We start from the raw sequence: 14,792 nt of genomic DNA on the forward strand, positions 1-14,792 counted from the left end.
CGCCGGTCCCGGGCCCGGCCGCTCAACGCGTCGCGCACGGCGTCCCGGGACGCCCCAGGGCGCGGGCCGAAGGCCGTCCTGCCGGCCGGCGCCGCCGAGCCGGAGGTCCCGAACGTCGCACGCGGCGACTTGGACGGCTCCTGCTCAGCGGCCACAGGAACGGCCGATCATGAGCCGGGAGAGAGCGAGGAGACCCGCACCCCGACGATCAGACCGACGTCCAGCCGGTGCGCCCGGTCTCAGGCGCCGCGTTCGACGAGGGTGCCGTCCTTCTCCTCGTAGAGACTGCCGGTCTGCGGGCACTCCCACACGTCGGCCTCGCCGGTGTGCTCGACCAGCTTGACGCCGGCCCTGCCGACCCAGCCGACCCGTCGGGCGGGAACGCCGACGACCAGGGCGAAGTCCGGCACGTCCTTGGTGACGACGGCACCGGCGGCCACCATGGCCCAGCGCCCGATGCTGATCGGCGCGACGCAGACCGCGCGGGCACCGATCGAGGCGCCGTCGGCGATCTTCACGCCGACGGCCTCCCAGTCGCCGCCCCTCTTCTGCTTGCCCTCGGGGTCGACGGAGCGCGGGTTGTGGTCGTTGGTGAGGACCACGGCCGGGCCGATGAAGACACCGTCACCCAGCTCGGCGGGCTCGTAGACGAGCGCGTAGTTCTGCAGCTTGCAGTTGTCGCCCATCCGGACGCCCGAGCCGACGTACGCGCCACGACCGATCACACAGCCCTCGCCGAGGCGGGCGCCGTCGCGGATCTGCGCGAGGTCCCAGACGCTGCTTCCCGCGCCGATCTCGGCGGTCTCGTCGACCTGGGCGCTGGGCTGGACCCTGTAGTTCACTTCGTTCTCGCTTCCGGGGGAGACAGCTACGCCCGGTGAGCATACGTGCCGGGGCGGACCGTTCGCCTTGCGCCGAACCCCGCCCACCCGGTGGGGGAGATCTCGCGGTTCCGACCCGTGCAGGACGGTTCTCTCTGCCGGCGCCTGAGCCTGTTCCGGCTGCCGGGCCCGACCACTCGGAGGTGGTCACACCGCTCGAGCTCTTCGGCCTTCCGGCACGTTTACAGAAGCGGAGTGACGCGCGCTCGTCGCCCCGACCGGGCTGAAGGCTTACGCCGGATCACCGATTTGCAGATTGGAATTATTCATACGGGCGAACATTCCGTCCCGACATGGTGACCGGAGACTCGAAAACGGCTCGTGTCAGCGGATTCTGCCTCATTTTTCAAGCGGAATCACGCGCCCGTCGAGACAGAAGCGAAGTGAAGGTAACGTCAGGTCGCGGACCTCGCGCTGCTGGTCCGACGCAGTATCGTCGTCCCGTTTCCCGTACTCCGCGACGACCCTTTGCGTCAAGCCTCGACCGTCGACATTTCTCGACGAAAGCCAGGGCCTTTTTCCGCCGTAGACCCATCGGTCTCCGACCGTTCCGCGCTCGCATCCGCATCACGCTTGGTCGCCCTGCGGCGGGGACATGAGGGCTGGAGCCCATTCCCGCGGCCGGCTCGTTCCCGACAGCAAGCCGTGGAGCACCGCGAACGATTCTGTCCGCATGCTCCCGGGCGGACGCGTGACCCGGGCGACCGGAACCGCGTCCGGTCGGACAGCCGACTTATCGTCAGGCACCCTTGGCGTCTTGCCTGATGGGGGCCACGAACCCCTGTTCCGTGCCCACGGACACAGTACAGCGTCACCGATGTGATCAACCAGGACCGGTGAGAGGCCGGCCGTCCCTTCCGCGAAGCCGCCGACTCCATTCGACCCGGCCGGTACCGGGTGGCCGCCCACCCACTGCCCAGCGCCGTGACAGCACCCAGGTTTGCGGGTCGACTCACCAGGCCATCGTTCAACTCGCCGCGATGCGCTGGGGAGTTGAGGTCCTACGCCAGGTCGTAGACGGTGTGTTGGGTGAGTACGCCCCGGAGGCCCGTACCGGGTACGGGCCGGTGGACGTGGCCGCGCAATCCGGGTTTGTGGTCGGCGCGTGGAATGCGCGCGAATCACCTTGTGAAGATGTTGTGGTTTTCTTATCTTCATAAAGTGATGGTCGGGTCAAGAGGGTGGGTCGTGCAGTGAGGTCCATCACGCCTGAAATGCCGTTTTGCCACCTCTTCCTCTCGGGTGGGCTTTTCTTGCTCATTGGAATCGAAAAGCGCCGAGACGTTTCCCGTCGTGCGGAATTTAGGGACGCGAAAGGCTTTTGATCTGTGCTTGACACTCTTTATGCACTCCATATTTAGTCTCCGTTAGCAACATTCACAGAGTGGACGGAGTGTGTCCGCTCGAAGCAGCAGCGAGGGGTGGGGTGTGCGTACGCGTACACGGCTGGCAGGATTGTCGGCTGTACTAGCAAGCGCTTTCTTTACGGTGGGACTGGTCTCCCTGGGGTCGACTCAGGCGGCGGCCGTCGCCTCATGCACGGCGGGAACGTCATCCGACTTCAACGGTGACGGAATCTCCGACACGGTGATCGCGGATCCGAACGCGACCGTGGGCGGGGCCAAGGGTGCCGGACTGGTCCGCGTCGTCCTGGGAGGCGGCAAGGGTGTCTCCGAGATCTCCCAGGCGACCAGCGGTATGGCCGCCACGCCCGAGGCGGGCGATCACTTCGGCTTCTCCAGAACGTCCTACGACGCCGACGGCGACGGGTGCACGGATCTGGTCGTCGGTACCCCGTACGAGGATGTCGCCAAGGACGGGAGCCAACTCGTCGACGCCGGAGCGGTCTACGTCATCCATGGCACGCCCGCCGGGATCGGCGCCGGCTCCGCCATCGAGGGGTACACCCAGACGCAGCTCGACCCGACCACGTCCACCGAGGCGTACGACTGGTTCGGCTACGCGGTGAGGGCGGGCGAAACCTCCACCGGAGCGCCCTACCTGGTCGTCGGTGTGCCCGGCGAGAACGTGACCGAGAGCGGGACCACCTACGGGGACGCGGGCTGCATCGAGTACGTGCAGGGCACCACCCGGGTCCCGGTGAACCAGAACGACGCGGGCGTCCCCGGTGTCGTCGAGTCGAATGACCGCTTCGGCTACTCCCTGACGGGAACCAACCGCTACTTCGCCGTCGGCGCGCCGGGCGAGGCCATCGGCAGTGAGACCTTCGCGGGTGGTGTCACCGTCTTCAGTCACACAATGACAGGTGGGCTGCCCACCCCCCTCGTCGGGCTCGACCAGGATGCCGCGGGCATGTCGGGCGTCGCCGAGGCGGGCGACGGCTTCGGCACCGCGCTCTCCATGACGAACTACCGGCCGAGCGACCAGACGTACAACTCCGATGCCCTGCTGGCGATCGGCGTTTCGAACGAGGACATCGGCACGGTCGCCGACGCGGGCGGCGTGTCGGTCGTGAGGATCCAGCCCTCGGGCGCCTACACGGAGATCGCGGGGATCGACGCCAACGGCCCCGACGTCGAGGGCGACCCGGTCGCCGGGGACTTCTTCGGCCAGCGGGTGACGATCGTCAACACCAACACCAGCGTCGTCACCAGCACAGCGAACGTCCGCCTCGCTGTCGGGGCCCCGGGCAAGGACACGGCCTCGGTGAAGGACTCGGGCGCCATCCAGATCTTCCGCCCGCTGGACGCGTCCGTCGGCACCGCCGACAAGCTCCTCGTCCGTGGTTCAGGTCTGCCGGGCACCGCCACCGCGCGCGACTACAACGGCCTCGCCCTGACCTCGGGTACCGCGAACCTCTATGTCGGAGTGCCGTACAGCAAGGCTTCGGACAGCCCCAAGGGAGCGCTCTACGTCCTCCCGTGGACGGACATCGACGGTACGACGAGCACCGGGGCCACCACGTACAAGCCCGGCTCGGCCGGGCTGCCCGACGAGGGCGTGGCGTTCGGAGTGGTGGGATGACCGGCGGTTCAGGGACTTCGGGGAGTCCGGGGAGAGGGAAACACAGCACGATGAAACTCCGTACGCACGAGAGACCGCGCGGCAGGCGTCGCGCCGTCGCCGTCGGCACGGCCCTCGCGGCCCTGCTGACGACCGGTATGAGCGGCGCGTCCACCCTCGGTGGAGCGACGCAGGCCGATGTGACGAAGGCCGCGAAGGGCTCCGAAGGCCCGGCACTCACCCAGGACGCGGCGCAGGCCAAGGCCGCCAAGTCGGGTTCCTCCGTTGAGGTGATGAGCCTGCGCGACGAGCGAAGCACCACCGTCGCCAACCCGGACGGCACCTTCACCGTCACCCAGTACGTACAGCCCGTCCGCACCCGCAAGGACGGCAAGTGGACGGCGATCGACACGACGTTGGTCAGGCAGCGGAACGGGTCGTACGCGCCGCGGGCCGCGCTCACCGCCATGTCCTTCTCCGGCGGCGGCGATTCGACGTTCGCCGAGATAGACAAGGACGGACGCTCGCTGGCCCTCGACTGGCCGAGCGAACTGCCCAAGCCGAAGATCGACGGTTCGACCGCCACGTACAAGAACGTCATGGACGGCGTCGACCTCAAGGTCACCGCCAGTGCCGAGGGCTTCTCGCACGTCCTGGTGGTCAAGGACGCGAAGGCGGCGGCCAACCCCGAGCTGGCCCGACTCGAACTGCCCATGGAGTCCTCCTCGTCGGTCGAGCTGAAGAAGACCGCGGACGGCGGCCTGACCGCCACCGACAGCGGCTCCGGAGGCACGGTCTTCGAGGCGCCGCAGCCGCTGATGTGGGACTCCAGCCACGGGGATGGGACCGCGGACGGTGCGAAGCCGTCGCCCTCCCCGTCGGCCCAGGCGACCGCGGACACCGAGGCGGTCACACCTCCCGATGGAGCCCAAGTCGCGGATGTGGCCGTCGGCCTGGCGCCGGACACCATGACGCTCACCCCGGACGCCCGGCTGCTCGCCGACGAAGACACGGTGTTCCCGGTCTACATCGACCCCGTCGTCAAGACCGCCAACCGCAGCAGCTGGACCATGGTGTCCTCGCACTGGTCCTCCAACTCGTACTGGAAGTTCGACGACGACGAGGGCGTGGGCCGCTGCCCGTCCGACGTGTCCTTCCGCTGCGCCAGCAGTGACGACGTCAAGCGGCAGTTCTTCGCGATCCCCACGGGGACCTTCGAGGGCAAGGACATCGTCGACGCCGAGTTCGCGGTGACGATGGTGTTCACCTACAGCGACTCCGCGCGTGAGGTCCAGCTGGCTCGGGTCAACAGCAGTGGCGCGAGCGCGATCAGCTCGTCGACGAACTGGTCCAACCAGCCGTCCTCGAAGGCCGCCGTCGCCTCCAAGTCACCGACCAACCCGGCGGGTTCCTGCACGTCGACCAACCAGAACGTGCGGTTCGACGCCAAGAGCGCGATCCAGAAGGCGGCCGACAGCGGCTGGGACACCACCACGTTCCGTCTCAAGGCGGCCAGCGAGTCCGACACCTCGTACTGGAAGCGCTTCTGCGGCAACGGGTACGTCTCGGTGACGTACAACCGGCCGCCGCTCCAGCCGGACACGGACCAGCTGGAGATGGCTCCCGGCGGCGCGTGCGAGTACGGCAAGGCGACCCAGCACTACGTGACCGAAGCGCCGCACGTGACCGCGGTGATCGAGGACTACGACCACCACGACCTTGGCAACAACACCGAGTCCCTGCAGGCGAAGTTCAAGGTCTGGTGGACGAACAGCTCCGGTGTCGAAGTCGACCACTACGCGACGCTCGGCAAACAGAACACCAGCGGCAAGGGCAACACCGGCCAGGTCGTGTTCAAGTACGTCATCGGCAGCGACGTCTCCGGCGACGGCGAGCCGGGCTTCACCATCCCGCCGAACACCACCATCGCCTGGGCGGTCCAGGGCTACGACCAGACGTCGTGGGGTCCCTGGTCCACCGACGGTGACCAGACCCGCTGCGAGTTCATCTTCGACAGCACCAAGCCCAAGGCGGCCGTGATCACCTCGGCCCTGTACCCGGACGACGACGCCTGGCACGCGGGCACCGGTGACTACGGCAACTTCACCATGGACTCGCCGTCCACCGATGTGACGAAGTACAAGTACTACTTCACCGGGCCGCAAGCCGTGAGCACGCCGGTGACGGTGAACGCCGAATCGACCGGTGGCCCGGCCACCATCCGCTGGATGCCGCCGAGTGAAGGCCCGTACTTCCTGCACGTCACGGCGATCGACGGAGCGGGCAACCCGCAGTTGACCTCGACCACCCATACCTTCCTGGTCAGCGACGGCCGTGCCCCGGTCGCGGGCTGGACGCTCGGTGACGCCAAGGGCGCCTCGAAGGCGGCCGGCACCAACGGCGCACCCAGTGCCACCGCCGGTTCCGGGGTGACCTTCGGGGCCCGTGGACCGCTCGGCTCCACCGACACCTCCGCCTCTCTGGACGGCACCGCGAACGCCTACCTGGACGCCGGCGCACCGGCCGTCGACACGGGAAAGACCTTCTCCGTGAGCGCCTGGGTGATGCTGCCCACGCTGCCCACCGAGAACGTCACCGTCGTCAGCCAGGACGGTACGTCCCAGCCCGGATTCGAGCTCGGTTACGACGTCGACACCAAGTCGTGGACGTTCCGGACACCGGTCAGCGACATGGAGTCGCTCGGCACCTGGAAGGTCTCGGGAGCCGCTGCCGTTCCTGAGGTCTGGACCCACCTCATCGGGGTCTACGACGCGGAACTCGGCAAGATGATGCTCTACGTCAACGGCGTCCTGGTCGCCGACGACGTCCAGGCCCGGCGCACCACCTGGAACGCCACCGGGGGCCTGCAGATCGGCCGCAAGCTCTCCCTCGGCGGCTACACCAGCTACCTCAAGGGCAGCGTGGCCGACGTCAAGCTGCACGACCGGGTCATCCCGGAGACCGAGGGTCAGGAACTGGGCGGCATCCAGCCCCACCAGCTCGCCTACTGGCAGCTCGACGAGGCGACTGCTGCCGTCTCGCCCGAGACAGGTGGCGGCACCGGGCTGACGATGGGTGGCGGAGCCTCCATCTACCTGCCCGACGACTCCTGCGATCCCGAGCTCGATCCGGACTGCGTACCCCCGGCCGAGCCCCTGTGGGGTGACGGACACCTGGCGCTGAACGGCACGAACGCCTACGCGTCCAGGGCCGCGGGTCTGCTCTCCGCACAGGACAGCTTCACGCTGACCGCCCGCGCCCGGCTCGCCGCGACGAACCCGGGCACCAACGAGACGGTTCTGTCGCTGTCCGGCACGAACGGCAGCGCGGTCACGGTGAAGTACCTGGCCGCGAGCAACCGCTGGCAGCTGGCGGTGACGGGCGCCGACACGGCCGCCCCGGTCACCACCACCGTCCTGGACAACGGTGACCTGCCCAGTTCGGAGGGCGACGGCGACCATCTGGCCCTCGTCTACAACGCGGTCTTCGGCGATGTGCTCCTGTACGTCAATGGTGTCGCCGCAGCCACGGCGCCCTGGGACAACACGTGGGACTTCGGCAAGACGGGCCTCCAGATCGGCCGGACCCTGACCGGCTCGGCCGGTAGCGAGTACTTCTCCGGCGCCATCGACGAAGTGCGTATGTACCAGGGGCCGCTGGACGCGTCGCTGGTCTCGCTGGTGGCGGTCATGCCGGCCGGCGCGAGCATCGACGAGACGTAGGCGCTCCGTAAGAAGGCGGTTCCGGCGCCGCGGTCCCCGCGGGGCGGAACCGCCGACGGCACAGTCCCGCGCCCCTTCGGGGCGCGGGGTCCGCCCGAACTCCGGACGTGTGGACGGACGGCACACAGCTGCCCGTCCACACGTCCTGTTGCTTCCTGGCGCGGATTTCCTCGGCTCCGGCCGCTTCCTCACGTCGACCCTTCGATTCCGACAGCTTCCGTGGGCCGATTTCCCCCAGTCCCAACTGTTTTCGGCCTCGGGATTTCCCGCTTCTGAACCGCTCCCCGACGCCGCCATCGCCCGATGCCGGCTGTTCGATTCACCTGGAGATGTCATGTCCTCGCCCCCCTGGTTCCGGTCTGCCAGACCGGGCCGGCGCAGCGGCAGTCGCCGCACCGCGCTGGTCCTCGGTCTGGCGCTGTCCATAGGGCTGCTCCCGCAGTACGTCCCGACCGAGGCCGCAGCCGCCACGGGTCAGACCAGGCCCAAGTCCCAGACCGATCTCGACGATCCGGTCCGTGGCAAGAACGCCAAGGCCAAGAAGTACAACAAGGCCGACGCGGCCGAGAAGGCCGCGGTCAAGCACGCCGCCGAGGCCCACTGGCCCAAGGCGGGCGACGCCGAGGTCGCCCTCTCCGGCAGAGCGGCCAAGGCCGCCGGCCTGCCCCTGACGGCCAAGGCCGTCGCAGGGGACAAGAGCGCCGATTCCGTGCGCGTCGAGGTGCTGGGCCGCAAGGCGGCCCAGGCCGCCGGCGTGGACGGAGTCCTGTTCACCGTCGCCCGCACGGACGGCGAGAGCGCCAAGGGTGACGCCCAGGTCACCCTGGACTACTCGGACTTCGCGGACGCCTACGGCGGCGGCTACGGCTCCCGGCTGCGGCTCGCGCAGTACCCCGAGTGTGTGCTGACCACGCCCGAGAAGAAGGGCTGCTCGACTCCGACGTATCTGAAGAGCAGCAACAACGCGGCGCGGCAGACGCTGACGGCGAAGGTCGCCGCGGCCGGTGACACGTCGGGAACCAGTTCCCAGCTGATGACCGCGGTGGCCGGTACTTCCTCGGCGACCGTGCTCGCGGCCACCGCGAGCAGCGGTGGCGGCCAGGGCGACTACAAGGCGACCGGCCTGTCGCCGTCCTCGGAATGGGGCGTCGACACCAACTCGGGCGCGTTCACCTGGTCGTACCCCCTGACCGTCCCGCCCGTACCGGGCGGGACGCAGCCTCCGATCGGCTTCAGTTACAACTCCCAGTCGATCGACGGTCAGACCGCGGCCACGAACAACCAGGGCTCGTGGGTCGGCCAGGGCTTCTCCTACGACCCCGGCTACATCGAGCGCACCTACAAGGGCTGCGCCGACGACGGTCAGGCCGCCAACCTCGGCGACCAGTGCTGGGCGTTCGACAACGCGACGCTCTCCCTCACGGGTGGCACCTCCGGGGAGATCGTCAAGGACGACACCACGGGCAAGTGGCGGATCGGCAATGACGACAACTCCAAGGTCGAACACCTGACCGGTGCCACCAATGGCGACAACGACGGCGAGTACTGGAAGGTCACGACCGGCGACGGCAGCCAGTACTTCTTCGGTCTGAACCGGCTGCCCGGCTACGCCACCGGCAACGAGGAGACCGACTCCACCTGGACAGTCCCCGTCTACGGCGACGATTCGGGCGAGCCCTGCTACAACGCCACCTTCGCCAACGCGTACTGCACGCAGGCCTGGCGATGGAACCTCGACCACGTCATCGACCCGCACGGCAACGTCATGTCGTACTTCTACGGCAAGGAGACGAACTACTACACCCAGGGCCTGAAGACCACCGAGAACGGCAAGCCCTACATCCGCGGTGGCTACCTCAAGCGCGTCGACTACGGCCAGCGCGTGGGCAAGGCGTACTCCACCAAGCCGGCCGCCCAGGTCGTGTTCACCACCGCGGAACGCTGCATCGGTTCCCTGACCGACTGCTCGACCGGCGCGCTCACGGATTCCACGGCGGCGGACTGGCCCGACGTTCCCTGGGACCAGAACTGCAAGGCCGACACCAAGTGTCCCGGCCAGAACTCGCCGACCTTCTGGACCCGCAAGAAACTCACCAAGATCACGACACAGATCCGGACCGGCGACTCCACGTACAGCCCGGTCGACGAGTGGAGCCTCTCCCACATCTTCACCGACAACGGCGACGCTTCCAAGTCGCTGTGGCTGAACGGCATCAGCCACACCGGCAAGGTGGGCACCGACGCCTCCGTGCCGTCGGTCGAGCTCGACGGCAAGCAGCTCGCCAACCGTGTCGACGTGACAGGCGACAACCTGCAGCCCTTCTACCGTTTCCGGCTCTCCGCGGTGAAGAGCGAGTCGGGCGGTGTGCTCAGCGTCAACTATGCCGACACGCAGTGCACGACGAGCAGCCTTCCGGCAGAGGACTCGTCGACCAAGCGCTGCTTCCCGGTGAAGTGGGCTCCTCCGGGTGCCACCGATCCGATCGTGGACTGGTTCCACAAGTACGTGGTCGCGTCGGTCGTCGAGAACGACCTGACCGGCGGCAGCCCCAACCAGGTCACTTCGTACACCTATCTGGGCGACGCCGGCTGGCGCAAGGTCAAGGCCGACGGCATCACCAAGGACGAGTACCGCACGTGGGGCGACTGGCGCGGCTACGGCAAGGTCCGTGTCGAGACCTCCGCCGGCACCAACTCCGCCTCCAACACCAAGACCGAGCACACCTTCTTCAGGGGCCTCGACGGGGACGTCGACAAGAGCGGAGCCACCCGCCCCGCGAGCGTGACCGACTCCAACGGCGTCGAGTACACCGACTCGGACTGGAAGGCCGGCTTCGAGCTGGAGACGGTCACCTACAACGGTGACAAGATCACCGAGAAAGCCGTCACCGAGCCGTGGACCGCGGTCACCGGGACCGAGACCCACGACTGGGGTACCCACAAGTCGCGCTATGTGGCGAAGGGAGCCACCAACTCCTACACGGCCCTCGCCGCGGGCGGCTGGCGCAACGCCCGCTCCACCAACGTGTACGACAGCGCGACCGGCCGTATCACCCAGGTCGACGACGACGGTGAGGTCGGCGTCGCCGACAACCAGTGCACGCGTACCGAGTACGCGGACAACGCGAGTGCCCACCTGTACACGTACGTCTCGCGTACGGAAACGGTCGCCGTGGACTGTGCCACGACACCCAACCGCGCCACCCAGGTCCTCTCCGACGACCTGACCCTGTACGACGGTTCGACCACGCTGGGCGCGGCCCCGACCAAGGGTGACGCGACCCTCGTCAAGCGCCTGACGGCCCATGACGGCACGGCGGCCACTTACCAGACGACCGCCGACACGACGTACGACTCCTACGGACGTCCGCTCACGGTCAAGGACCCGGAAAACCACACCACGACGACCGTCTACGCGGAAAACGCCTACGGTCTGGCCACGAAGTCCACGGTCACCAACACCCTGGGCTGGACGACCTGGACCGAGTACGCCCCCCAGTGGGGCGTGCCGAGCGCCAAGGTAGACGAGAACGGCAAACGCACCGAGCTGGCCTACGACGGCCTGGGCCGCCTGACCTCCGTCTGGCTCTCCGACCGCATCGGCCTGACGCCGTCGGTTAAGTACGACTACCTGATCCGTGGCGACTCCGGCCCGACCGCCGTCCACACCCAGAAGATCGAGAACGACGGCACCTCGTACGGCAGCGAGTGGACGCTGTACGACGGTCTGCTGCGCCCGCGTCAGCAACAGAGCGAGGGTGACGGAGGCGGCCGCATGGTCGCCGACACCGTCTACGACGGCTCCAACCGCGTGGCCAAGGTCAACGACACCTACTACGCCTCCGGTGCCACGTCCTCCACTCTGTTCGTGCCTCGCGACGAGGACCTGGACGCGCAGACGGTCACGGAGTACGACGGCGCGAGCCGCGCCACGGCGTCGATCTTCAAGGTCGCGGGTGCGGAGAAGTACCGCACCACGTACACGTACGGCGGCGACAGGACCACGACGAATCCGCCGGCTGGGCAGCCGACCGTCACGGTCGTGTCCGACGCGCGGGAGCAGGCGACGAAGCAGATCGAGTACCCCGCGGGAGGTGACACGGTCACCACGTCGTACGACTACAAGCCCTCGGGCCAGTTGTCGAAGGTGACGGACGACGCCGGGAACGTCTGGTCGTACGACTACGACCAGATGGGGCGGAAGAAGACGGCTGTCGACCCCGACACCGGTACCTCCACGTTCACCTACGACACGATGGACCGGCCGACCTCGGTCACGCTCAACGGCACCAAGACGTCGATGAAGTACGACGAGCTGGGCCGGGGGATCTCGACCTGGCAGGGCGAGGCGGACACCGGCACCAAGCTGTCGGTGACGAAGTACGACACGATCTTCAAGGGGGAGCTGTACGGCAACTACACGTACAAGGACGGCGCGGTCTACTCGTCGGTGATCTACCCCGTCCTCGACTCGGACAACGACTACAAGCCGACCTCGACGAAGTACACCCTGTCGAAGACGGCCGAGCCGCAACTGGGCGGCACGTACGAGTACACGGCCCAGTACAACGACGACAGTTCGGTGCAGGGGCAGGGGCTGCCCGCAGCCGGTGACGTGCCGGCCGAGGCGCTCAAGTACGGCTACGACGACCTGCAGCGCCCGTCGGGCCTCACCACCTCGCTCGGCGGCCTCAGTTACGTCACGGACGTGACGTACTCGCCCACGTCCAACCTGGAACAGCTCGAGCTGTACACGGGTGCCAGCGGCGACAAGAAGACCTGGCTGTCGTACAACTACGAGGCGGGTACCGACCGGCTCAAGAACTCCAACGTCAGAGTCGAGAGCGGAGCGAGCAAGGCATACAACGCCGACTACACGTACGACGCCAGCGGCAACATCCTCTCCATCGCCGACACCCCGAGTACCGGCGCGAGCGATGTGCAGTGCTTCACCTACGACGGGCTGAGCCGCCTGACGGACGCGTGGACCTCGTCCACGACGCCCGGCGGTGCCTCGGGAACCGGCAGCACGGAAGCGGCCTGCTCCTCGGGCGCGTCTGCCTCGACGGTCGGCGGAGCCTCCCCTTACTGGACGGAGTACGGCTACGACTCCGTCGGCAACCGCAAGAGCGAGGTGCGCCACGGCCTGAACGGTGCCGGCACCTCGACCCGCGACTACACCTATGGCAAGGGCTCCGGTCCGAACGGCACGGACTCCGGTCCGCACACCGTCTCGAAGGTTGTCGAGAAGACAGAGGCCACCGGCACCACGCCGCAGGTCACGTCCCAGGACACCTACACCTATGACAGCTCGGGCAACACCCACACACGGGTCCTGTCCGGTGACACGCAGACCCTCGACTGGGACAAGCAGAACGAGCTGACGCAGGTCACCAACGCGGACGGGACGGTGACGTCGTACAAGTACGACGCTTCGGGTGAGCGCATCCTGCGGGACACGCCCACCGAGAAGACCTTCTACCTGCCCGGCACGGAACTTCACCTGGACAAGGCCACGTCCAAGGTGACCGCGACCCGCTACTACACCTTCGGTGCGACCACGGTGGCGATGCGGGACGCGAGCGGGGTGCACTTCCTCGCCGCGGATCACCAGGGCACGGCGGATCTCTCCATCGACGCCAAGACGGGCGTGACGTCACGCCGACGCACGGACCCGTTCGGCAACACCCGTGACGAGTCGTCCGCTTCCGGAACGTCGTGGGTCAACGACAAGGGCTTCGTGGGCGGCACCGTCCAGGCGTCCACAGGCCTGGTCACCCTCGGGGCACGCGAGTACGACGCCGACACCGGCCGCTTCATCTCCGCCGACCCGATCGTCGACTACGCCGACCCGCAGCAGATCAACGGCTACGCCTACGCCAACAACAGTCCGGTGACGCGTAGTGACCCCTCGGGGCTCGAAAGCTGTGGTCTCTCCAACTACAGCTGCACCAAGGACACCATCGACACCATCAACAAGGACGGGAAAGGCCAGGGCAACGGCAGCGTTTCCACGGGTGGAAGTGGCGGAGGCAACGGAAACGGCGCCGGTTCGGTCGACACAGCTGCAGAGGCCAAGGCAGACCAGGCCCGGGCCAAGGAGGACGCCGCCAAGCGGCGCGCGATCGCCATCGCCAAGGAACTCGGCGAGATCATCGCCGACGAACTCGGCATCACCGACGCCCTCGACTGCTTCACCACAGGCAGCCTCGGCTCCTGCGGCGCCACCGTCGCCAATGTCGTCGGTTCGCTGATCGGCGGTGGCCCCCTCGCACGTCTGGCGACCAAGTACGCGCTCCGTTGGGGCAAGGCCGCCGCCGTAGCCAAGCGGATTGTCGGTCTCGGCAAGAAGCTCTGGAGCGAATTCAAGGGCTGGCGCAAAACCAGAAAGGCGGCGAAGGAAGCCGAGAAGCTGGCCAAGGAGTGCAAGGTCGCCAACAGCTTCACGCCTGACACCAGAGTGCTGATGGCCGATGGCACCACAAAGGCGATCAAGGACGTCGACATCGGCGACAAGGTCCTCGCCGCCGACCCGGAGAACCCGGGGAGCAATAAGGCCGAGACGGTCACTGCCGAGATCAAGGGCACGGGACTCAAGCACCTCGTCAAGGTCACCGTCGACACCGACGGCAAGAAGGGGACCAAGACCGCTTCGGTCACCGCGACCGACGGGCACCCCTTCTGGGTACCGGAACTCGGAGAATGGTTCCAGGCCACCAAGCTCAAGCCGGGTGAGTGGCTGAGCACCAAGGCGGGGACGCGGGTCCGGGTCGCGGGGGTCAAGCGTTGGACGGTGCTGACAGCCACGGTCCACAACCTCACGGTCAGTGATCTGCACACGTACTATGTGCTGGCGGGGGCCACTTCGGTCCTAGTTCACAACTGCAGTTCGGGCGGTCCTGAGTTTGGTCAGCCCTGCACGTGTAGCGCTGATCAAAATTTTGCGCGGCTTGGGACCAGCAAGGAGAGCACGGGGCGAATTTCGGCTCAAGCGCAGAATGCCGAAGAGAACCCCAAGTCATTCGGGCATGGACTTTCGGTCCGTGCGGTCGATGGCCCGGTTGAGGGTGCGTCGGTAGCGACCAGGGGGCAAATAGAGGAAGCAGGATTCTCCTTGATATTCACCCCAACCCGGAACCTTCCAATGCATCACACTTTGATAGTTCCGAAGCCGGTAGATTCGAGAATCCAAAGAGCATTCAATGCCGTTTTTGGGAGGAGGTAA

At 67.3% G+C, this 14,792-nt stretch carries 4 protein-coding genes; 3 read left to right on the forward strand and 1 reads right to left on the reverse strand.

Translation table 11 applies throughout. The annotated features are described in order from the left end of the window. Positions 1 to 239: 239 nt before the first annotated feature. Complete coding sequence (locus ACIQ7M_RS09700; protein ID WP_355770442.1) at positions 240 to 842, reverse strand: acyltransferase; 603 nt, start codon at positions 840 to 842, stop codon at positions 240 to 242. Positions 843 to 2,468: 1,626 nt separating this feature from the next. Here ACIQ7M_RS09700 and ACIQ7M_RS09705 point away from each other — a divergent pair. From ACIQ7M_RS09705 to ACIQ7M_RS09715, 3 genes are all read left to right on the forward strand, one after another. Beyond that, entirely contained in the window at positions 2,469 to 3,866 is a 1,398-nt protein-coding gene (locus tag ACIQ7M_RS09705) for an integrin alpha (protein WP_403641805.1), read from the forward strand. Between the two features lie 50 nt (positions 3,867 to 3,916). Continuing rightward, the gene (locus ACIQ7M_RS09710) at positions 3,917 to 7,567 is read left to right on the forward strand and encodes a LamG-like jellyroll fold domain-containing protein (protein WP_403641808.1); all 3,651 of its coding nucleotides are present in this window, start codon (positions 3,917 to 3,919) and stop codon (positions 7,565 to 7,567) included. A gap of 334 nt (positions 7,568 to 7,901) precedes the next feature. Further along, positions 7,902 to 14,792 (forward strand): RHS repeat-associated core domain-containing protein, encoded by a 6,891-nt coding sequence (locus ACIQ7M_RS09715; RefSeq protein ID WP_403641811.1) that lies wholly within the window; start codon positions 7,902 to 7,904, stop codon positions 14,790 to 14,792.

Origin of the sequence: Streptomyces sp. NPDC096324, assembly GCF_044763015.1 — a bacterium.
Taxonomy (GTDB): domain Bacteria; phylum Actinomycetota; class Actinomycetes; order Streptomycetales; family Streptomycetaceae; genus Streptomyces.